Genomic DNA, 20685 nt, shown 5'->3' on the forward strand with positions numbered 1-20685 from the left:
TCAAGGCAGGCTAGCGCTCGGCAACAGAGGGTGAAATGAGCGACCTGGACCAGAAAATCATTGGGTACGATCTGTGGCACCTGAAGCTGCCGGTCACGTCGCGGCGGGATCATGGTATCGGGTCTGTCGAAGGCGCGTGCGAGGTTGTGATCCTGCGGTTGCGGTCCGAAGACGGCACCGAGGGGTTTGGCGAAGCCTCGCCCTGGTCCGTGTTCACCGGCACGCCCGAGGCCACCTATGCCGCGCTGGACCGGTATTTACGCCCTGTCGTTGTCGGGACCCGCGTCGGGGACCGGGCCGCGATCATGGCGCGCGCAGCCAATGCCGTGGCCCACTGCACCGAGGCCAAGGCGGCGCTGGAGACCGCGCTGCTGGATCTGGCGGGCCGTCTCAGCGGTGTTCCTGTCTGGTCTCTTCTTGGCGGAAGATGCCGCGACAGCATCCCGCTGAGCTGTTCCATCGCCAATCCGGATTTTGCGCAGGATATCGATTTGCTGGCGCGGCTGCACGAGGATGGCGTCCGCATCGTCAAGCTCAAGACCGGGTTCCGGGATCATGCCTTTGATATCATGCGGTTGGAATATCTGGCGCAGAACCATCCCGAATTCTCGGTGCGCGTGGACTATAATCAGGGGCTCTGCATTGAAGACGCCCCCGCACAGGTACGTGACGTGGCGCAGTTCGCCCCCGATTTCATCGAACAACCGATAAGGGCGCATCACTTCGCGATGATGGCCCGGCTGCGGCAGATGATCGACGTGCCGCTGTTGGCGGATGAGAGCGTGTTTGGCCCCGAAGACATGGAACGCGCGGCGCGTGAAGGGATCTGCGACGGGGTGTCGGTGAAAATCATGAAATCCGGTGGTCTGGCACGTGGTCAGACCGTTGCCCGCATCGCGGCAGCACATGGTCTGACGGCCTATGGCGGCGACATGTTCGAGGCCGGTCTGGCACATCTGGCAGGCACCCACATGATCGCCGCGACCCCTGAGATTACGCTGGGCTGTGAATTCTATCAGGCCTCTTATTTCCTGCACGAAGATATTCTGGAGCAGCCGTTTCGGATCAAAAACGGCCAGGTCATTGTCCCGACTGAACCGGGGTTGGGCGGCAGGCCGGATGTGGGCAAGCTGGACCACTATGCGGTGGCCAAGGCGGTGGCGGCATGAGTGACAAGAAGACCATCGCCATCATCGGAGCAGGCATCGTCGGGGTGTCGGCAGCAGTCTGGCTGCAACGCGATGGTCATGATGTGATCCTGATCGACAAGGCCGGGCCGGGCGAAGGCACCTCGCACGGTAATGGCGGCGTTCTGGCCTCGTGTTCCATCGTGCCGGTGACGGTTCCGGGGCTCTTGCGCAAAGCGCCGAAAATGTTGTTGAGCCCCTCGCAGCCCTTGTTTCTGAAATGGGGCTATCTACCCAGGCTGATCCCATGGTTGACGCAATATCTGAGCCACGCCAATGCAGACGATGCCGCACGGATTGCGGCGGCCCTGACCCCCATCGTCGGCGACAGTCTAAACGATCACCAAACGCTGGCCGCCGGTACGGGTGCCGAGAAGTGGATCGTGCCGTCGGATTATCTGTTTCTTTACAATGACCGCGCCCATTTCGAAAGCGACGCTTTCGGCTGGAAGCTTCGGCGCAAGCACGGGTTTCAGTGGGAAGAACTGGAAGGCGACGCATTCCACACATACGATCCGGTGTTCAGCAAAGAAATCGGCTTTGCCGCCAGACTGCCAGACCATGGCCGGATCACCGATCCCGGGCGCTACGTGAAAGACCTCGCCGCGCATGTCGAGGCAAACGGAGGCCGGATACTCTGCGCCAGCGTCGAAGATATCGTGCGTGAAAACGGCCGCGTCACCGGCGTGCGTGCGGACGGAGAAACCGTGCCTTGCGATGCCGCCCTTGTGACCGCAGGGGTCTGGTCCGGGCCATTGGCGAAACGGTTGGGCATTTCTGTCCCGCTTGAAAGTGAACGTGGTTATCATCTTGAATTGGTAGAACCTTCTGCGATGCCGCGCAGCCCGGTCATGGTGGCCTCGGGCAAGTTTGTTGCCACGCCCATGGACGGGCGGATACGCTTGGCGGGAATTGTGGAATTTGGCGGGCTGGATGCTGCGCCGTCGCGCGCGCCGTTCGAGTTGATGCGCAAGAATGCCCGGGCGGCGTTCCCCGGCATGACATGGAAGGAGGAAGTGGAATGGATGGGGCACAGGCCCGCCCCGGCTGATTCGATCCCGATCATTGGCGATATACCGGGGGTCGACGGGGCGTATATGGGCTTTGGCCATCATCACATCGGCCTGACAGGCGGGCCCAAAACCGGGCGTCTGCTGGCGCAGATGATCGCGGGCAGAACCCCGAATACGGACATGGGCGTCTATGCGCCTTCACGTTTCGCAACATAAGAATACCGGTGACAAACACCGTAGTTACGAAATTCAATTGGGAGGAAATAATGAAGAAACTAGCAACACTTCTGACGGCAACCGCTTTGACCGCAACCGCTGCCGTACCGGCCATGGCGGAAAAATGGGACATGCCGATGGCCTATTCGGCGTCGAACTTCCATTCGGCGACGGGCGCGGAATTTGCCAAATGCGTGACCACCGGCACCGGTGGCGAGATCGAGATTGTCACACATCCGTCGGGTTCACTGTTTAAGGGTGCCGATATCAAGCGCGCGATCCAGACCGGGCAGGCCCCGATTGGTGAGCGTCTGCTGTCCGGCCACCAGAACGAAAACGCGCTGTTCGGATTTGACTCGATCCCGTTCCTTGCAACCTCGTTCGATGACAGCGCCAAGCTGTGGGACGCTGCCAAACCGTCCATTGAAAAGCTGCTGGCCGAACAGAACCTGACGCTGCTTTATGCCGTGCCATGGCCGCCGCAGGGGCTGTATTTCAAGGACGAAGTGAACTCGGTCGCCGATATGAAAGGCATCAAGTTCCGCTCGTACAACAACGCCACATCTCGTCTGGCCGAGTTGACAGGGATGCTGCCTGTGACCATCGAGGCGGCCGAGATCAGTCAGGCCTTCGCAACGGGTGTGGCGGATTCGATGGTGTCTTCGGGCTCGACCGGTTACGACCGCAAGGTCTGGGAAAGCCTGAACTATTTCTACGAGGTCGACGCCTGGTTGCCGCGCAACTACGTGATGGTCAATTCCGATGTCTGGTCGGGCGTTTCGGACGCCAACAAGAATGTCATCAAGGGCTGCGCCGAGCTGGCCGAATACGCAGGCAACTGGCGCGCCAAAGAGTACACCGGGTTCACGCTGCAAGGTCTGCGTGATGGCGGCATGACTGTCGGTCCGGCGTCCGAGCAGATGACCAATGAGCTGAAAGAGATCGGCGTCACCATGACCAATGAATGGCTTGAGGCCGCCGGGGACGAAGGCAAGGCCATCGTCGATGCGTTCAACGCGTCACAGTAACCTTCCGGATACGGGCGGCGGATCATGCCGCCCGTTCCACATCCAATCATAACACAGCGGGGACGGTATGGCGGTATTGCGAGGGCTTCGGTCCGTACTGGATTTCATCTATCTGGCAGCAGGGGTTCTGGCGGCACTCAGCCTGATCGCCATTCTGGTGCTGATCGTGGTGCAGATGCTCGCCCGCTGGACCGGCGAAGTGTTCCCGGGCGCCCCGGACTATGCCGGATACGCCATGGCTGCCGCGTCCTTTCTGGCCTTTGCCAATGCCCTGAACCGGGGCAGCCATATCCGGGTCTCGATCCTGCTGAATGCGGTACCGGACGGGGTGCGGCGCATTCTTGAGGTCTGGTGCTTTGCCATCGCAACCGCCGTCATGTGGTATTTCTGCTGGTACGCCTACCGCTTTGTCTATTGGAGCTGGAAGTTCAACGATATCAGTCAGGGACAGGACAAAACCGCCCTGTGGATTCCACAATCCGCCATGCTGATCGGCGCGGTCATTCTGGCTATCGCTCTGACCGATCACCTGTTCCACGTCCTGTTCAAAGGCGATCACCGCATCACCCGCGATCTGGCCGATCAGAGCCACGGAGAGTAAGAGCATGGAAAACCTGTCCGTCATCATCCTCTTCCTCTTTGTTCTCTTTACCCTGCTGGGCACCGGCGTCTGGGTCGGGCTGGCCCTAATGGGCGTCGCCTGGGTCGGGATGGAGCTGTTCACGACCCGCCCCGTCGGCGACGTGATGATCACCACCATCTGGTCGGCCTCCTCATCCTGGACCCTGACCGCGCTGCCGATGTTCATCTGGATGGGAGAGATCCTGTACCGAACGCGATTATCCGAGGACATGTTCAAGGGGCTGTCGCCATGGATGGCCCCGCTGCCGGGTGGGCTGGTGCATACGAACATCGTGGGCTGCACCGTGTTCGCCGCCGTCTCGGGCTCGTCTGCGGCCACGTTGACCACGGTCGGCAAGATGTCGATCCCGGAATTGCGCAAACGCAACTACCCCGAGCGTATGATCATCGGGACGCTGACCGGGGCGGCAACGCTGGGCCTGATGATCCCGCCCTCGCTGACGCTGATCGTCTATGGCGTGACGATCAATGAATCGATCACCAAACTGTTCTTTGCGGGCATCCTGCCGGGCCTCGTGCTGGCCGCGATGTTCATGGGTTATGTCGCGATCTATTCGAAGCTGGGCAAAGACTGGAACCCGAATGATGAGGGTAAGCTGAGTTTTTCCGAAAAGGTCAAAAACTCTCGCTTCTTGCTCCCGGTGATCCTGCTGATCGTGGTGGTGATCGGGTCGATGTATCTGGGTTACGCCACAGCGACCGAGGCCGCCGCCTTTGGCGTGATCGGAGGGTTGCTTCTGGCTGCGGGGCAGGGGTCTTTGAACTGGAAGACCTTCACCGAAAGTCTGATGGGCGCGACACGCACCAGCGCCATGATCGCGCTGATTCTGGCGGGGGCGGCGTTCCTGTCCCTTTCCATGGGGTTCACCGGCCTGCCGCGCGGTCTGGCCGATCTGATTGCCGGATGGGAACTGACGCGGTTCGAGTTGCTGATGGTCCTGCTGGTGTTCTACGTCATTCTTGGCTGTTTCCTCGATGGCATCTCTTCGGTCGTGCTGACCATGGCGGTGGTCGAACCTATGATCCGCGATGCCGGAATTGATCTGATCTGGTTTGGCATTTTCATCGTGGTGGTGGTCGAGATGGCGCAGATCACCCCACCCATCGGCTTCAACCTGTTCGTTATGCAGGGCATGACCAATCACGAGATGAGCTATATCGCCCGCGCCGCGATCCCGATGTTCCTGATCATGGTGTTGATGGTTTTTGTCCTGATCTGGTTCCCCGAACTGGCGACATGGCTGCCCGAGAATCTGCGCGGGACCCCGGGCGGGTAGGGCGGCCCTCGTGAGCCCGCTGCTCTGGGCAGCGCGAAACGGCCCTTATGTGCTGGTCTCTGGTCTGGCGGCAGGCTTGCTGCTGCCCGGACTGGCCGAGCCGATGCGGCCCTTGTTGCCGCCGCTTGTCGCCTTGCTGCTTTTCGTGACCATTCTGAGGATGGAGCCCAAAGCCATTCTGGGCTCGCTCGCCGATCTGCGTCAGGTCATGACAACGGTGATCGGGTTTCAGGTCCTCACGCCGCTGGTGGTCATATCGGTCGCGTTTGCAGGGGGATGGGCCGGGACTGCGGTTGTGCTGTCTCTGCTGATCATGACGGCGGCGCCGTCGATCTCGGGCAGTCCGAACCTTTGCATGATGATGGGCTATCCCGCCGAGCACGCAATGCGTCTGGTCGTGGTCGGGACGGCGTTGTTGCCCTTGACGGCTCTGCCCATCTTCTGGCTCATGCCCGAGCTTGGCGATCTGTGGGCGGTTCTGCGGGCTGCGATCAGCTTGTTCCTGACGATCTCTATCGTCACACTTGGCGCGATCACACTGCGCCAGACGCTGCTGCGTAGCCCGACCGAGACAACATTGCTGAAGCTAGAGGGGCTGGCCTCGATCACGTTGGCGGTCTTCGTTATTGGCCTGATGCCATCGGTCAGTGCTGTGGCGCTGAGCGATCCATGGCGCGCCGGATTCTGGATCGCTGTTGCCTGTTTGGCGAATTTTGGCGCTCAGATCGTGACCTTTTGGATGACGCGCAAGCGTCTGACGCCTGCGAACGCGACGGCGGTATCTCTGATCTCTGGGAACCGCAACATCGCGCTGTTCTTTGTGGCCCTGCCGCCAGAGGTCACCGCGCCGATCATGGTATTTATTGGCGCGTATCAGATCCCGATGTACCTGACACCTTTAGTCATGCGCCGGATGTACCGCGCCTGACAGCGGCCCGTGACGCTTCAATACAACAGATTGAGCATGACCATTGAAACGACGAGAAACAGCAGCGTCATGACCCCGCCAGAGCGGACAAAATCGGTCACCTTGTAGCCCGCAGGCCCCATGATCAGCGCATTCACCTGATGGGTCGGAATGATAAAGCTGTTCGAGGTCGAAATCGCAACGGTCAGTGCGAACAGCGCCGGGCTTGCCCCCGCCGCCGCAGCGATTGAAACCGCCAGCGGAACCAGCAGGACTGTCGCACCTACATTCGACATCACAAGTGAAAAGGCGGTGGCGAGAATGGCCACACCTGCCTGCAGCGACCAGATCGGCCAACCGTCCAGAATGGTCATGATCTGCTGTGCGATCCATGCCGCCGTGCCGGTATTCTGAACCGCCTGACCCAGGGGGATGAGGCAGGCCAGCAGAAAGACTGTATTCCATCCAACGGCGCGATAGGCTTCATCGACACTCAGCACCTTCGACAGCATCATCCCGGCGGCTCCGGTCAGCAGGCAAAGCGACAGGCGAATATCGGTGAACAGGATCATCGATAGCGAAATGGCGAAGAAGGCCAGCGCCCAGCCCACTTTCTGCGGGCGCAATTCATCCTGCGGAAAATCCGAGGTCACCACGACAAAATCAGGGTCCCGTTTGATCCGCATCAGGTTGTCCCAGCGGGTATGAGCGACCAGCATGTCGCCCGCCTGAAACTTCTCAAGCCCGATCTGAGTGGACTCGTGATCCTCGGTCTCGACATGGCTCAGCGTTTCTTCGCCCCGGTGGATGGCCAGAAGGGACATTCCATAGGTCTTGCGAAACAACAACTCGCGCGGGCATTTCCCGATCAGTTTGCTGTCCGGCGTCACGACAACTTCGGCGATACCGGCATTTGTAGGGGCGAATTCTTCGACAAAGATGTCCAGATCCGGCAGCACCGTCAGCCCGTATTTCTGGGCAAACTGCTCGACCACCCAGCGGCTGCCGACAATCGCAAGCCGGCAAGGGGCGGCAATTTCCGCTGTCAGCACCTGCACCATCGAGGTTTTGCCGCGATAGAAGGTCGAAATGATATAAAGGTGATCTTCGTGATTGATATCGGCCAGAATATGACCGACCAACGGGCTGTCCGCCGGGACCACCACCTCAAAAACATCCGCTTTCAGCCCATAGACCCGCTGCAGATACTCCTGCGTTCCCTGGCCCGTGCCGGTACTTTCCGAGCCCGCATCGCCGGGCAGAACCCAGCGCCCCAGCAACAGGAAATACGCGATACCTGTCAGGATCAAAGCAGCCCCGATCGGTGTGACCGAGAACAATCCGAATGGCTGCATTTTCAGATCGTCCGGCAGGCCGTCATTGGCCGTCAGGATCAGGTCGTTCAGCAGGATCAACGGCGATGATCCAACCATCGTCATGGTGCCACCAAGGATCGCACAGAACCCCATTGGCATCAGCAAGCGTGACAGAGGTATGCCCGAGCGCGACGATATCCGGCTGACGACCGGCAGGAACAACGCCGCCGCACCCACGTTCTGCATGAAGGATGAGATCACACCCACGGTGCCCGAAATGATCGGCAGCACCCGGTTTTCGGCCGTGCCGCCATATTTCAGAATAACCGCAGCGACCTTGTTCATGATCCCGGTTTTGTCCAGACCAGCGCCAACAATCATCACAGCGATGATCGAAATAACCGCGTTCGACGCAAACCCGTCAAACAAATGCGGGACATCCGCCAGATTGCCCAATCCGGGCAAATAGCTGAGCAGGCCGATCAGAACGAGAACAAGAATGGCCGAGAGGTCTATCCTGACAACTTCCGAAACGAAGAGAAAAACGGTGAACGCCAACAAGGCGCAAACAACGCCCATTTCGTAAGTAAAAGTCAGTTGTTCCACGCTGTCCCCTAATTCCTTTCGTCCAGAGCGTAACTTGTATTTCTAGGTGATGACCGGCAACTTGTCATGGATTTTCGGAATCGTCCGCAGCTGCGAATGACTGACGCTTCGCATGTCACCCACATGCGAATGGCGATACTATATCGTCGAATATAGTCGGAGAACGATCCAAGAGATGCGCGAGGGAGCTAAGTATTTGAAAACAAGTGGAGGCGAGTACCGGAATCGGAGAAAGAAATAATTAGGCATTAAAATCAAATAATTAGTTCATATATATCCTCCGGTATAGCCGTCAATTATCCTCCGCTTGTGTGGTTTGGAGTTGTGTGGAGTTGAAGTCGTTGCGAAGTGAGCCTTATGAAGTACCACCGCCGCGAACTTTTAACGACAAAATATCCTTGTCAGTGATGTGCGTCATCGAAGTGTCGTCGCCGGATGCTTTGGCGGCGGCAAACATCAGCTGGTTAAAGCGCGAATAATGTCTAGACAGTACATCAAACACGTCTTGGTGCCCGTTGCCAACGACGTCGATAGGACGGAAATACCTGTACAAGCCTGCGTCTTTGGATGCTGCGCTAACCCATCCAAAGCGTTCGTTGAACCGAGATCCATAGGGTCGTCGATGAACCAACCTGTTTCTCAATTCGGTAACCTCTTTCATCCACCCAGCGATCGTGAATTTCCCAGGTTTTTCAGGATTGGACGCGATGTCACCTGCCGTGATCAGCAAATTCAGAAGCGGATCATTGGGTAGGCTATCGCTTCTTAGTCCATTCACAAGTTTCGCCATCGAGTCAGCCTTTTCATGGTTAAAGCCAATTCGGTGGGAAATTATCGTGGCAAGATAATCTCGCGCTGAACCGAGGTGCAGAAAGAAAGAATGAATATGCGCAAAAAGCGTTTGGGACAAAGTGTTGTCAGACCTTTCGCCGTTCACTCGCCCAGACGAAATGTGATTGACAAGTTGCTCGTGGTAATACTCGGCTATCTGCTCCACGCTGGTGTCCATACTGCGCAAGCTCATGCTGATATAACGAGATAGCGCTTCGACTGGCGCTCGTTCGTCTAGCGATTTGACAATTTGTTCCTTTGTCGGCTGCGGCTCTGCCTCAAAAAGCAAATTGGTTCGCTTACCCATCATGTTGCTTGCAATGTTGCTCCACAAGTCAGATGGGCTTGGAGAGTGATTGGACCTTTCGGGCAGAATTGGTACCCATGATGAGTTATAGGTACCGTCCATCCAGTCCATGCTATGGAGAGCAACGGGTTGAAGTTTGCTGGTATTGGCGAGATTTTGCACTTCAACGAGCGGCAGCGGCCCTACGGCGCTAGGTTTTCCTTGGATTACGATTGGTTCAATTCGCCACTGGTCATCGGACAGTTTTCCTGCGCGGAAACCACCTGTGAAATGTATATAAAAACTGGATCCGTCAGAAGGGCGAAGTAGTTCGGTCACCTGCGTCATCTATTGGCCTCGGGCGATTGTCGCGACTTGTTGGGCAATGCAGTTAGGTTTTGAGTGCTGCTAGGATCGAGGGAAGGTATTTTCGCACCTGCTCTATGTCGCTTGCTTTTTCGTTAGGCGACAAATCGGCATACGGTGTGTTTAACTGGCGCTCCCACTTTTTTGCAAGGTTTGCAGGGATCACGAGGGAGCCGTCTTCACGATGTTCACATTCGTTGTGAAGATGTCTTTGCCAGTGCGCCCATCTTTGATGCTCAATGTCTGCGAGCAGTTCAATGATGCTTTCTAGGCGTTTCTCGATTTCGCCTTGGTTAATCATCAGATCATACCATTTTCAACTAATCGGCGGTAGTGTTCGCCCAATGCGGTTAGTGTACAGGACTTGCTTTCCATAGCAGCATTCCACATGTGGCGAGTACCCACAGGCACGACAAGGTTCACACGGTTGTAGTTTTGCAGAATGCCGAATATCTCGGTGTTGTCGTGATCAGGTTCCGGAATACTGGCGTCTTCATTGCCGCTTCGGTGTGGCTCGTAACTAGGATCAAGCTGAAACTCGTGACCTGCCACTGGGAAGAACTCGACAAGTTTCAACAACTCATTCAGTGCGATAGGTGGCTGGACCTTCCTTAAAGACACAAATTGCCTGACGTTGGTTTTAAACACCGGTCGTTGCGCCCATGCGCCTAAAGATTGATCAATGTGGGCGTAAATGCTTCCAGGCGTCACATCACCTACTAGGTTAGCGGCAGACCCGCTCAAAGCATCTACGAAAAGCGTCGTGAATATACCGGATCCATTCTCCTCACTTGCGTACTGGTCTGCCGTGGACGCAGCCAAAACTGTGATTCCTTCTCCTATTTCTGAAACCGGTGCCAGCGGGTTTGAGGATGCAACACCGCTGTGGCAACTATCTAGTACTATGATTTTGTTTTCCGAAGGCGATTGGTTGGCCAAGGTCATTACTTCGCCCAAGGACAATCCGTCATCGCCACTTTCACACTCAGACGTACACAGATAACCGCCTGTTGATTCAATGTAGCCATGACCAGCGAAGAACAACAAAGCGACTTCATGCTTGTCTTGGAACAACTCCTTTACGGCCGCCTTGAGTTCGCTTCGGGAAACCTCTTGGTTGGGACCCGTGGAGGCAAGGATCTTAGTATGAAAATTGACTGACCCGTTCGCGTCCCGATCCAGCATGGCCTTGACGCTATGTGCGTCATTCACGCAGCCAAAAAGACCATTTATCTTTGTATAGTAGTCAATGCCTACTATCAGTGCCTTTCTCATTGATAAGCCTCATATCTTATTAATGAATGCAGTGATATTGTCCCACGTCCAAACCCGCGTATTCAGTCCTTCGATGTTGGTGCGGTCTCCCTTCCTAGACCAAATACCCAATACAGGTTTTCTCTCTTCTCGAGCGCACTGGATTTCCCACTTTTGGCCGCTTGAAGTAAGTGATGCTTCACTAACCAGGGCGATAACACCGTCTGAGCGCTTTATTCGGGCGCGAACACGCTTCTTCCACTCTGTGTCGTAGGCTTGCTTGACCGACATATCGATGTATTCAAAGGGTGAGCTGGTGTTCAGCGATTGCCCTTTCAAGTAGTCTCTTGCCCACTCATCCTCCATCGGGAAAGCTACGAAAACAATTTTCTTTTCGGCCACTATATTCTCCATCTAAACGATACTTAAAGTGAAGCAATTTCAATCTCATCGCTTCCTACAGTGCAAATTTTTTTATGTTCCAACACAACCATGAGTGCAAGAACTAAAGTCTAATATTGAGACAAAAATCTGTGCGGCAAAAGATGGAGGGACCCTTTTCTGTACCCCCCCGTTGCCCCCCGTTCAATTTCTCAAAAAGAGCCATTTCGCACTCATTGAAAATTGCATGTAACATGATGTTACAGTCACAACCTTCATTGACGATTGCAACGACGTCTCCTATCCGCTTGAATTGAACCATCATAGGAAGGCCAATCAATGAAGCAGTACGTCACCTATCGACGAGTTTCCACGACCGAACAGGGGCGCTCTGGGCTTGGCCTAGAGGCCCAGACACGGGACATAGACTTGTTCCTGGCCAACTACTCAGACGAACCCTTCGAGGTTTTGGGAGAGTTTACAGACGTCCTGAGCGGGGCAGACAATGAGCGCCCGCAGTTGACCAAGGCGATCACCCTAGCGAAGCAGGCCGGGGCAGAATTACTGGTCGCCAAGTTGGACCGTCTGTCGCGCAAGGTATCCTTCATTGCAACGCTGATGGACGACAAGAAGCTGTCCTTGCGTGTCGCATCGATGCCTCATGCAGACAAGTTCCAACTACATGTCTACGCGGCATTAGCGGAACAGGAACGCGAGTTCATATCCAAGCGAACCAAAGCGGCACTACAGGCCGCTAAGGCTCGAGGTCAGAAGCTCGGTGGTATGCGTGACGCTACGATGAAGCGGAACGAAGTTGTGAAGGCCAACGCTGCCGCAAGGGCTGAGAAGGTGCGGGGCCTTGTGTTGCCCCTGAGAGACGCAGGTAGGTCACTACGGGAGATCGCTGCGGAGCTTGATAAGGCTGGCGTGGCGACTGCGCGTGGTGGTGCTTGGAGTGCCGCTCAAGTGAAACGGACCATCGAGCGACTAGAGGCAAACACTTAGAATTCAGGGGCATTCGCGGTTCAATTCATCGCTCATTGGGCGTGTACTTGTCCTTTCCTGCTTGGTGGTTTGGAAATACAAACTAAGGGTAAATCAAGCCTTTGCAGGTCACCCTACCTGACTCCCGATTTTAGACCTTTATTTCCCAATTAAATCAATAACTCAGAGGGGTCAAAATGGAAGGTCGAGGGTCTACTAGGCGAACACCAACTGCGTAGTGGAGATTGATGAGGAACGCATGGTTCGTCGCCAAGGACGTCACAACGGTGCTTGGTCTCACCAACTCGACCCGAGCAATCCAAAACTTGAACGAAACTCAAGTTCAAAACTATCGAGTTCCCGGAACACGAGGACGTCTGAACAAGATCGTAGATGAGAGCGGCCTCTACAAACTCATCATGCAGTCGAACAAACCCGAAGCCCCGTGCGCTCCAAGATTGGGTCACTCAGGTTGTCCTGCCGTCGACCCGTAAGGATGGTGGGTATGTCGCTGGTGAGGACAGAACGGGAGTGCCGGACAGCCAATGAAACAAGGGGTTTTGAATTTGTGCTTGCTTATGAGACAAGAGAAGAAACGAAAGTTATACCTAGAGTGTAACACCTCAGGTTCACCCCGGCACCTCCTCCGTGTTGATGATCGATGATGGTCATTTAACGGTCGATGACACTCGAGGTACACCTCGTTGTAAATCAATGGGTTGGAATTACAGCTCCCTCATGAAGAACAAATACCAAGAGATTTACCTCTAGTAACACGATCAGGTTCCTCTCAAGGCTTCACGGTTCCTCGTCAGTGTACATCAGGTGAATGTCCATCACCGACAACCATCAATCCTAATCCCTATACCGCATCGATCTTGGTCCTTGGTCGATGGTGGTTCAGGTCCCACACGGTTCCCCTCAAGTAACACCCTGCGTGTACTGAGTGGTCGAACTAGTGGGACCTTTTACCGTTTCATTCCGCCCGTGATGTCTGTTGTCAGCTTGGCACATGGGCGGGTTGATGGGGGTCTCTGTTCCTTAGTGACTGTATCGCAGAGACCCCGAATAATCCCAACGTACAACTAGCGAGGCCTCAATGACCGTCTGTGCCTCTGCTACATGCGACAACCCACTACCAGCCTATGAGTTCACCCAGCGTCTCCCTCAGCGATGGGGCCTGTGTTCTCGCTGCCAGTCGGTCGTCAGGAACCGTGGTGTTCCACTAGGTGGTTACATCGCCGGTGGTGCGATCAACACAGTCGCCCGGTCGGTCCTAAAGCACATCAAGCCGACACCCTCAGAAATCGCTGAGGCCGTTAAGTTTGCCCGAGGCACACGTCATCGTGTCGGTGATTGGGATGATCGACCAGTGTACAGAATGGCCGCGCTGCGATACGGCAGAGCAAGAGAACGGTTGCAGCATTTGCTGGTCGGTAGACGGTACGAACCGAACGTGTCGGTTATCGTCAGGGCATTCGTACACTACACCTTAGCTCGAGAGTTTGTCGGAACGGGACACAGGTACAACGTGTTCCTCGCTGGTGGCACCTTCATGGGTCGCCAGGGGCTATGCGTCCCTCCCGGTCGCAAGGCTGAGGTGTTGACCGGTGATGTCCGATACTCGAAGTACCGCCTGAGCTACGCTGACTTCGCCATTGTCGGCACACACGCCCTACGCGCTGCTGAGAAGCTCGGTCTGCGTCGATCTGATCGAGACCTAACCGCAGTTATTGTGACCACCTACGGTCGTCTCCTAGCCTCTGGTGATGCACATCCACCGGTCTCTGTTCCCATTCGGTCGATGCGCACAGATTTCCTCGGTGACAGCTTGTTCGATCACGTCCTGCCGAGGTCCTCAGCGATACCCTTTCGATACCACAAGGCAATCCGTCGTTCCTCTGGTCTGATCTCCGGTGAATGGCCTGAGGGCCTCGACCCCGTCTCTGATCTGACACCCCGACCGTTACCCCCGGCCAAACCCAACGCACCACCAATGCCGGACCCAAGTTGGCTGTTTGACACGTAAGGACCGCCTCACATGCCCAAAGTGAAAAACAAGAAGGCACCAGCACAGCGTTCCCGGCAGACTTACCTCAAGACCTGCAATGCCTGCGGTGAAGAACACGAAACCCACAAACCCAAGGCATCGAGATGCGACCGGTGCATCACTGAAAACCGCAGGATTAACTACAAGTGCTGCATCTCCTGTGGTGTGAAGTTCCCGGCCCCGTTCGGTGATGAATACAACTGCCCGTCCTGTGCCGATGCTCATGGGATTGGGCAGGCTGAACTCACCCCTGAACAACGCGAGACTATCAAGGCTGACGAGACGCTAGCTCGATGGAAGAACAAGGTCGCGACCCTCGAGGCAGAACTCGATGAACGCTGCAACGCAAAACCCAGAGGGACACGAAAGATGACCACCAAGGTCAAAGAAAGCGCCGTCGGCGTAGCATGGCTCGAGCTTGTAAGCCGCGATGGGCAGATCTCATCTCTATCCCAAATCCACGAGCGCGATATCGATGAGGACACCAAGCTGCGACTGGTCATGGCGTTCACCCGTCTTCGATTGAAAGGCTACGCACTGGATGCACTGGCGCAACTCTGCCCAGTTCACCTCATGTCCTTGGATGAAGACCAAGCGATTACCGATTTACCCCTAATCGAGACCCCACCCACACCCCAAGAACTGGCCGAGATCGAAACCGGCTTTGCATAGCCCGAAACCAACAACAAAGGATCAACTGAAAATGACCACAACACGCGTAACCCTCGGAGGCGACGGCCCCGTTGAGCAATCGATGCCAACTACCAAATCATACGCTTCAAGTGCAGACTACGTGAGCGGGGGCGTCACCGTCCGCGACACCAACAACATGCAGCGCGATGTTCACTCACAGAGCGATCTCAGAGACAGCGATGTGATCAACGTACAGGGCATGTCGATGAAGGTCGCGCAGGCTAAAGAACTTGGATTGCTCAACACCGTCTTTGACGAAGGTCTGTCGATTGGCGCGGCTCAAAGGGCAGCGCAGGAGCATAGTTCGGCGGTAGTTGAGACGCCCGAGGAACCCAAAGGCAGCGACACGGGTCATGATGAGTTTGACAATGTCATCGACGGGCTGAACTCCTCGCTTGATGACAGTATCATGACGATGGAAGAAGCTCAGACGTATGAAACAGCGTTTGGTCAGATTGCTATGTCCGGTATGTCCGTCGATGAGGTTACTGAAACCATGCGCGGTTTGGCTGATGGGGCGGTATCGGAGCTAGACGTGGATGGTAGCACTCGCGCCATGTTCGCGAATGTTCAAAGCACAATTACCGAGGCCGCAACCCAGAGCGCAATGCAGGAACTTGGGCAAGATGGCTTCGACTTTCTGAAACAGGCATCAGACACACATACTGGTGTTGATCGTTGCGTTCGCCAGTTTGCTCTGGACCGCGCTGCGGGCCGTGCCGACGGGATCACCTGGACCGAGTTCGCTCAGCACATCCGTGAGCAACTTGGCCACTGACGTTGGTCACCCATGAATGACGACTTAGCCGAAATGGTTTGGGACACCGACATCGATCTGGTCCTGAACCGTATTCGACCCCGCACCTGCTCCGACCCCGAGTACTTCTATGCAACCGTCGATCTGATTGAAGACGGTCGTTCCCCAACAGGGGCCGGGCAGTTGACGCTCAGTGAACTCAAAGCATGGGCAGAACGTGTGAAGAAAGGAACCAAGGCCGATGCTCAGGATCAAGAGAGCCGACACTTACCTGCGAACAACGCTGTTCGCTACGTTGCCCCGCGAGAAGACCACCGGCTTATTTGTCAGGTACACCCATCACCCGCCCGATCCGCGAATTGACGCAGCGATGATCGACGTCGAACACGCCAAGACTGGTCGGCTCGGTATTGGCTGGCACTACTTGGTGTTGGTCGATGGCACGGTCGAACTCTGTAGACACCCCCTTACGCATGGCGCAGTCGGTCGCGACAATTTCACCCGAAGCCTTATCCAGATCGGCGTAGTGGGGGGGCGAGACCGGGAGACCGGCAAGTTCTCTGAGACTCTCACGACTGCCCAGCGTGACGCACTCGAGGCTCTCTATCAGAAACTCGCGGATACACTCGGTGTCCCCCTCGAGATCGACGAGAGCCTCGAGAAGTACACTCACAAACAACACGAACGAGATGAAGCTGCAGAGGCTGAACTCGAAGATCGCCTCGACCGAACCGAGGCGCTGACAGTCGGCACTCTCTGACACCCACCAACAACGACCCTCGATCCCCGAAAACGCCACCCGTTATCCATTGATTTCATTAGCTTTTCCAAGGCTAAAATCGACCCTCCGCAAGGGTCGGTACAGAAGTGCTGTTTTAGGGGTTTTGAGGCTTCCACAAAGGACTCCTCCAAATGGCCAACGCCATCACAATAGGTGACGCTAAACGTCACTACCAAAAACACACTCCGCTGCACGGCAGAACCCGCCAGCACAAGGCAGACCTCGACGCAATCGCGAAGGCATCCACCCCGATGCCCAAGGCCGAAAACCTGATCGTTAAACGCCGCGACGAGGTAATCGACCGGAAGATCGACGATATGCTCACGCGTCTTCAAGGCCGGCGTACCCGGCATCGCTACGATCAATCCGCAGTGATCGCCCTTGAGCATCTGACAGATGATCCACTCGATCCCCATACGCAACTACCGATCTGGCGGGACATGCTGCGCCGCTCGAAGGGAACGACCTTGCCAAAGATGGATTTCTATCGAGATGCCCGGTCGATCTTCCAGCAGCACTCACTGTTCAACCCAGCGGCTCAATGAGGCCGCCCAGATCAAAGGACCATGAAACCATGACATCCAAAACCAAGCCCACTCCGGGACCGCTTACCGATGACACTGAGGTCTGGCAGCGCACTTTGTCTATTCTCGCAGGTATCAAGCAGGTTGCCAGTGAGGTACGCGCAGAAGCTCGCCAGATCGAAGCAGCTTATCCTGATCAGTGGATTAAACCCGGACATTGGGAACGGGCCGATTTAGTAAGCGCCCTTAACAACGCCCACACGGTCATGAGCGCTGAAGTTCGCGCGATTGCGCGTAGCCGTAACTTAGCCATGCCTGAGAGTTTGAGGTGACGATGGACAAATTCAAAACCTCAAATCAAAGGTTTCAAGCGGCTCAGGGTTAACCCCTTGGCCGCTCCTACTTGCGCCACATCAGCTACGGCTTTGGATGTACTGTCAGTTGTTCATTTTCCGAGCGGCCTGCTTCGCGTCGTATTGCTTCCACAGCCCCATGTGTCCGTTTTGCCGCGCGTTTGCCAGCCATAGCTTCTTTCGAGCGTCGGGCATTTCCATAGACCGGTACTGTCCACCGGAGAATTTTGGCCAGTCTATCGCTAAACCAAGTTTGACCATTTCAGCGGATAGATCACGACCATCCTCAAGGTAGCACTTTGCAACAGTCCGTCCGTGGGTGTCTTGCTCGGTCACTTCGGCCCTAATTTTTTGACCCTTGCAAAGCGAAACGAGCGCCCATTTCGCCTTCTTTCCATAGGGATGGTTCATCTCGGGAGCATCGACGCCAAACAGACGAACCTGTGTTTTCTTAATGACCAGTGTATCGCCATCTACAACGTAGGCTGAACCCGATAGTATCGTGACGTCGGGTTTCGGGACCGTATGGTCTGGATCAAAACGCTCTGGTTGCGATGTGCGCTGCCGTTGGTTCTTAGTCAATCTAGGTTTCTCATGCCTACCTGACTGACTCGGCGGAGTAGTTGTATCGCCTGGCCTGTTGCTGCGAATTGCCAAGTACACAGCAACTGCCAAAACCAAACCCAAAACTATCAAGATTTCCATGAGCTAGGTCTCCAAGAGTTAGGCCAATCAAATTTTTCGCACTGGATCAGGATCGACCCAAGCACACGTTTGGGTTGATATGCTAGGGACACCTCATATTCACTCAGGGAGATGTGACGGATTTGCCCCGCTGAGCGAATTCACGCGTGTGACAACGAGGCATCCGATCTACGCTCATTGCCGCTCCCAGAATAGCAACTGGTATTTCAGTTGGTTGATGTTTTTACCGTCTTCTAGAACTGGCGGCGCAATTTGGCAGAAAATCGCAGAAGAATGGCAGCTTCGCAAAAGCAATCAATTCGTATCGTCCAGATGTGCAACCCAGGGTGAAAAGTCTTAATAAATGATTAAGTGACGAACTATCGCGTGATGAGTGTGGAGCATGTTGTAGAATGACGGAGAACAAGGATCGCTTGACGGCTGAGGAAGCTAAGGGACTTCGGACCGCAAAAGAACTAGAAGGTCATCTTGCGTGGTTGGACACGTTTACCCCCGCAGCGTTGGGTGTCCTAGCCATCGCATCTGGGATCTACACTTATCTCGGCGTGTCCTCATTGCTCGAGGATAACGGTGCGGTTTCTTTCTTCGCAGCCGTTGCGTACTCAATCGCCGTCTCTGTGGGCATCTTCGTGTTTTGGAGCTACATGCTCCGTCTGCTGCCCTCAATGCGAACGGCTAGTGGTTTCATTGGTTTGACGATCTCTACGATTGTTGGCTCTATCGCCATTATCGCCATGTCTAGCTGGCTGAACGCAGCCGCACTCGCAGGCTCGGCGGCAGTCGAACAACACTTGGAGAACACTGTCCGCGACTACCAAGCCGCTCTCGAGCAAGCCCACGACATAGCCCTCAGTGGTCAAGCGTTGGGTCGCGAGGTGGAACGCGCCCGCCAGAGTTTTGAAGAACTGGCTGAACTCGAGCAGTCCGGAGACCTCTCAGGTACCGCCGGTCGGGGTGCCGTGTTTCGTGTGCTGACACAAAAAGCTGAGGAGTTGCGAAACCTTGAAGAGCAGATCGCGGCGCAGCAAGAACCTATCGAGGAAGCCTTCCAACAAGGCAACGAAATCCTCGCAAAGATGCGCGAGCTTACTGTAGCCCCCGGTCCAGTGGATCGCCGTTCGGTTCAGTTCTCCGAGGAAAGCGTGAAGCTGGCGGGTGTTATCTCGCGCCTCAACCAGTACAGCGTGGCACCACTTGTTGCTCGTGCTGCTGAGGACCTGCCATCCTCGGTCGTACTCCCAGAGCTTGATGGGCGCAGTTCCGACGTACGAGACGCGCAATCGTCCACAATCAACTCCGTATTGAACGCGCTGGACCAACGCAGCAAGACACTCAAGAACGCTGCTGACGAGGTGTTGGACATGGAGCCGCCCATCGAGACTGCATATAACCCGATTTCCAGCGCCGATGCGGTGATCAAGTACGCCCACAACTTCGTTCCTTCTTGGGCTGGAGCTATCGCCATCGACTTGTTGCCCGCCGTGTTGGTGTTTGTGCTGGCTATCACACAAGCCGCAATCCGCAGTGGTAAGGACGGTATGAGCATTGAGGATACTCTGACGCTTTCTGACCTTAGAGCCGCAATGAATGCCATGAAGGACGTAGAGGCGACAATGGGCGTGGCCGACGCAGCTATCCTCAACCGCGCCACTCCACAAAAAGATGAAACGTGATGAGCTTACTAAGTCGTCTCGATCCTCGTTCTGGGCTGCGCTACGTACTGATCCTACAGCTCGCGATTGCGGGCGTTTTAATAGCGTCGGACGTACTTGGTGTAATGCCCAGCCCGTTCAAGGAGCGTGTTGAACTTCCGACTGGCCCGATATCCCCCGGCGATCAACGTCGAGAGTATCGCACTGATCGTAGCGATCCGTCGCTTGTGCCGCAGGACGTACCTCTGGACGTACCCGTGCCAGAGGCTTTTCCAAACCGATTGGACTTTTCAGTTCAGGAAGTCGAAGGAATGGGGAGAATACTTCTTCTTAGCGGCCAGATAGAGGTGGACGACTCGGCCCGCTTCGCTTCGTACCTGTCAGACATGCAGGAGAAGCCCGACCTAGTGGCTCTCCACAGCCCGGGAGGAGTAGTTTCTGAGGCACTGTCCATTGGTAAGCAGGTGAGAGGTGCTGAGCTTTCTACAGCCGTTCTAGCTGGCTCGATGTGCGTATCGTCATGTCCTTACGTTCTTGCAGGCGGTGAGGAACGCGTCGTCTCTCTTCGCGGCATTGTAGGTATGCATCAGCACTACTACGACCAGCCTCGCTTAATACCTGTCGTCTTCGCGGTAGAGAGCATCCAGAAGGGGCAAGGAGAGACGATGCAGCATCTGATTGACCTGGGTGTGGACCCGTCACTGATGCTGTTCTCACTGAACACACCACCCGAGGAAATCTATGCGCTTATCGAGGACGAACTCGTGGATACCCGCATAGCGACCCAAATTATCGATTAACACGAGACACCGAGGACTTCGCATTGTTCAAGAAGCTAACAATTGCCTTGGCATTTTTCGCCACTACTGCTGCCGC

Annotated in this window: 21 protein-coding genes; 15 read left to right on the forward strand and 6 right to left on the reverse strand. The window is 55.6% G+C overall.

Annotated features, from left to right (window positions below; genetic code table 11):
• Positions 1-35 precede the first annotated feature (35 nt).
• From ACR3E4_RS13755 to ACR3E4_RS13780, 6 genes are all read left to right on the forward strand, one after another.
• The gene (locus ACR3E4_RS13755; RefSeq protein ID WP_480529800.1) at positions 36-1169 is read left to right on the forward strand and encodes an enolase C-terminal domain-like protein; all 1134 of its coding nucleotides are present in this window, start codon (positions 36-38) and stop codon (positions 1167-1169) included.
• Complete coding sequence (locus tag ACR3E4_RS13760; RefSeq protein ID WP_480529798.1) at positions 1166-2416, forward strand: NAD(P)/FAD-dependent oxidoreductase; 1251 nt, start codon at positions 1166-1168, stop codon at positions 2414-2416. The genes ACR3E4_RS13755 and ACR3E4_RS13760 overlap by 4 nt, the downstream gene beginning before the upstream one ends.
• Before the next feature lie 50 nt (positions 2417-2466).
• On the forward strand, positions 2467-3444 hold the full coding sequence (locus tag ACR3E4_RS13765) for a TRAP transporter substrate-binding protein (protein ID WP_480529796.1): 978 nt from the start codon (positions 2467-2469) through the stop codon (positions 3442-3444).
• Positions 3445-3511: 67 nt separating this feature from the next.
• Positions 3512-4045 carry a TRAP transporter small permease gene (locus tag ACR3E4_RS13770; protein ID WP_480529794.1) on the forward strand — a complete coding sequence of 178 codons (534 nt, stop codon included), beginning with the start codon at positions 3512-3514 and terminating at the stop codon, positions 4043-4045.
• Between the two features lie 4 nt (positions 4046-4049).
• Positions 4050-5363, forward strand: coding sequence for a TRAP transporter large permease (locus tag ACR3E4_RS13775; RefSeq protein ID WP_480529792.1), 1314 nt, complete (start codon positions 4050-4052; stop codon positions 5361-5363).
• A gap of 10 nt (positions 5364-5373) precedes the next feature.
• Positions 5374-6291, forward strand: a complete 918-nt coding sequence (locus ACR3E4_RS13780; protein WP_480529790.1) for a hypothetical protein — start codon at positions 5374-5376, stop codon at positions 6289-6291.
• A 17-nt stretch (positions 6292-6308) separates the two neighbouring features.
• On the opposite strand, the gene ACR3E4_RS13785 is transcribed toward ACR3E4_RS13780, so the two are convergent.
• The 5 genes from ACR3E4_RS13785 to ACR3E4_RS13805 form a co-directional block, all read right to left on the reverse strand.
• Positions 6309-8165: an SLC13 family permease gene (locus ACR3E4_RS13785; RefSeq protein WP_480530581.1), complete on the reverse strand. Its 1857-nt coding sequence runs from the start codon at positions 8163-8165 to the stop codon at positions 6309-6311.
• Positions 8166-8547: 382 nt separating this feature from the next.
• Positions 8548-9657 carry a hypothetical protein gene (locus ACR3E4_RS13790; protein ID WP_480529788.1) on the reverse strand — a complete coding sequence of 370 codons (1110 nt, stop codon included), beginning with the start codon at positions 9655-9657 and terminating at the stop codon, positions 8548-8550.
• Positions 9658-9700: 43 nt separating this feature from the next.
• Positions 9701-9976: a hypothetical protein gene (locus tag ACR3E4_RS13795; protein WP_480529786.1), complete on the reverse strand. Its 276-nt coding sequence runs from the start codon at positions 9974-9976 to the stop codon at positions 9701-9703.
• A complete protein-coding gene (locus tag ACR3E4_RS13800; protein ID WP_480529784.1) occupies positions 9976-10950 on the reverse strand; it encodes a caspase family protein in 975 nt (324 codons plus the stop codon). Before ACR3E4_RS13800 ends, ACR3E4_RS13795 begins: the two co-directional genes overlap by 1 nt.
• Positions 10951-10959: 9 nt before the next feature.
• Positions 10960-11331 carry a TIR domain-containing protein gene (locus ACR3E4_RS13805; RefSeq protein ID WP_480529782.1) on the reverse strand — a complete coding sequence of 124 codons (372 nt, stop codon included), beginning with the start codon at positions 11329-11331 and terminating at the stop codon, positions 10960-10962.
• A 318-nt stretch (positions 11332-11649) separates the two neighbouring features.
• Between ACR3E4_RS13805 and ACR3E4_RS13810 the strand changes: the two genes are divergently transcribed.
• The 7 genes from ACR3E4_RS13810 (at position 11650) to ACR3E4_RS13840 (ending at position 17431) form a co-directional block, all read left to right on the forward strand.
• Complete coding sequence (locus ACR3E4_RS13810) at positions 11650-12315, forward strand: recombinase family protein (RefSeq protein ID WP_480529780.1); 666 nt, start codon at positions 11650-11652, stop codon at positions 12313-12315.
• 227 nt (positions 12316-12542) lie between these two features.
• Positions 12543-12788, forward strand: coding sequence for a BRO-N domain-containing protein (locus ACR3E4_RS13815; RefSeq protein WP_480529778.1), 246 nt, complete (start codon positions 12543-12545; stop codon positions 12786-12788).
• A gap of 1547 nt (positions 12789-14335) precedes the next feature.
• Positions 14336-15016 carry a hypothetical protein gene (locus ACR3E4_RS13820; RefSeq protein ID WP_480529776.1) on the forward strand — a complete coding sequence of 227 codons (681 nt, stop codon included), beginning with the start codon at positions 14336-14338 and terminating at the stop codon, positions 15014-15016.
• Positions 15017-15047: 31 nt separating this feature from the next.
• Positions 15048-15815, forward strand: a complete 768-nt coding sequence (locus ACR3E4_RS13825; protein WP_480529774.1) for a hypothetical protein — start codon at positions 15048-15050, stop codon at positions 15813-15815.
• Positions 15816-16035: 220 nt separating this feature from the next.
• On the forward strand, positions 16036-16554 hold the full coding sequence (locus tag ACR3E4_RS13830; protein WP_480529772.1) for a peptidoglycan recognition protein family protein: 519 nt from the start codon (positions 16036-16038) through the stop codon (positions 16552-16554).
• A gap of 152 nt (positions 16555-16706) precedes the next feature.
• The gene (locus ACR3E4_RS13835; RefSeq protein ID WP_480529770.1) at positions 16707-17120 is read left to right on the forward strand and encodes a hypothetical protein; all 414 of its coding nucleotides are present in this window, start codon (positions 16707-16709) and stop codon (positions 17118-17120) included.
• A 29-nt stretch (positions 17121-17149) separates the two neighbouring features.
• Positions 17150-17431, forward strand: a complete 282-nt coding sequence (locus tag ACR3E4_RS13840; protein ID WP_480529768.1) for a hypothetical protein — start codon at positions 17150-17152, stop codon at positions 17429-17431.
• A gap of 105 nt (positions 17432-17536) precedes the next feature.
• Here ACR3E4_RS13840 and ACR3E4_RS13845 read toward each other — a convergent pair whose 3' ends face one another.
• Positions 17537-18157 carry a thermonuclease family protein gene (locus ACR3E4_RS13845; protein ID WP_480529766.1) on the reverse strand — a complete coding sequence of 207 codons (621 nt, stop codon included), beginning with the start codon at positions 18155-18157 and terminating at the stop codon, positions 17537-17539.
• A 392-nt stretch (positions 18158-18549) separates the two neighbouring features.
• Here ACR3E4_RS13845 and ACR3E4_RS13850 point away from each other — a divergent pair, with 392 nt between their 5' ends.
• Positions 18550-19830: a hypothetical protein gene (locus ACR3E4_RS13850; protein WP_480529764.1), complete on the forward strand. Its 1281-nt coding sequence runs from the start codon at positions 18550-18552 to the stop codon at positions 19828-19830.
• Positions 19831-20474: 644 nt separating this feature from the next.
• A complete protein-coding gene (locus ACR3E4_RS13855) occupies positions 20475-20609 on the forward strand; it encodes a hypothetical protein (RefSeq protein WP_256367909.1) in 135 nt (44 codons plus the stop codon).
• Positions 20610-20685: the final 76 nt, after the last annotated feature.

Source organism: Ruegeria sp. AP11 (assembly GCF_056535865.1).

Excerpts from the sequence above, each read along its gene's own strand:
- ACR3E4_RS13815 (WP_480529778.1), top strand. The coding sequence starts at position 12,543 with ATGAGGAACGCATGGTTCGTCGCCAAGGACGTCACAACGGTGCTTGGT.
- ACR3E4_RS13830 (WP_480529772.1), top strand. The coding sequence starts at position 16,036 with ATGCTCAGGATCAAGAGAGCCGACACTTACCTGCGAACAACGCTGTTC.
- ACR3E4_RS13800 (WP_480529784.1), bottom strand. The coding sequence starts at position 10,950 with ATGAGAAAGGCACTGATAGTAGGCATTGACTACTATACAAAGATAAAT.
- ACR3E4_RS13785 (WP_480530581.1), bottom strand. The coding sequence starts at position 8,165 with ATGGGCGTTGTTTGCGCCTTGTTGGCGTTCACCGTTTTTCTCTTCGTT.
- ACR3E4_RS13820 (WP_480529776.1), top strand. The coding sequence starts at position 14,336 with ATGCCCAAAGTGAAAAACAAGAAGGCACCAGCACAGCGTTCCCGGCAG.
- ACR3E4_RS13850 (WP_480529764.1), top strand. The coding sequence starts at position 18,550 with ATGACGGAGAACAAGGATCGCTTGACGGCTGAGGAAGCTAAGGGACTT.
- ACR3E4_RS13845 (WP_480529766.1), bottom strand. The coding sequence starts at position 18,157 with ATGGAAATCTTGATAGTTTTGGGTTTGGTTTTGGCAGTTGCTGTGTAC.
- ACR3E4_RS13855 (WP_256367909.1), top strand. The coding sequence starts at position 20,475 with ATGCAGCATCTGATTGACCTGGGTGTGGACCCGTCACTGATGCTGTTC.
- ACR3E4_RS13760 (WP_480529798.1), top strand. The coding sequence starts at position 1,166 with ATGAGTGACAAGAAGACCATCGCCATCATCGGAGCAGGCATCGTCGGG.
- ACR3E4_RS13810 (WP_480529780.1), top strand. The coding sequence starts at position 11,650 with ATGAAGCAGTACGTCACCTATCGACGAGTTTCCACGACCGAACAGGGG.
- ACR3E4_RS13755 (WP_480529800.1), top strand. The coding sequence starts at position 36 with ATGAGCGACCTGGACCAGAAAATCATTGGGTACGATCTGTGGCACCTG.
- ACR3E4_RS13770 (WP_480529794.1), top strand. The coding sequence starts at position 3,512 with ATGGCGGTATTGCGAGGGCTTCGGTCCGTACTGGATTTCATCTATCTG.
- ACR3E4_RS13795 (WP_480529786.1), bottom strand. The coding sequence starts at position 9,976 with ATGATTAACCAAGGCGAAATCGAGAAACGCCTAGAAAGCATCATTGAA.
- ACR3E4_RS13765 (WP_480529796.1), top strand. The coding sequence starts at position 2,467 with ATGAAGAAACTAGCAACACTTCTGACGGCAACCGCTTTGACCGCAACC.
- ACR3E4_RS13790 (WP_480529788.1), bottom strand. The coding sequence starts at position 9,657 with ATGACGCAGGTGACCGAACTACTTCGCCCTTCTGACGGATCCAGTTTT.
- ACR3E4_RS13835 (WP_480529770.1), top strand. The coding sequence starts at position 16,707 with ATGGCCAACGCCATCACAATAGGTGACGCTAAACGTCACTACCAAAAA.
- ACR3E4_RS13775 (WP_480529792.1), top strand. The coding sequence starts at position 4,050 with ATGGAAAACCTGTCCGTCATCATCCTCTTCCTCTTTGTTCTCTTTACC.
- ACR3E4_RS13840 (WP_480529768.1), top strand. The coding sequence starts at position 17,150 with ATGACATCCAAAACCAAGCCCACTCCGGGACCGCTTACCGATGACACT.
- ACR3E4_RS13825 (WP_480529774.1), top strand. The coding sequence starts at position 15,048 with ATGACCACAACACGCGTAACCCTCGGAGGCGACGGCCCCGTTGAGCAA.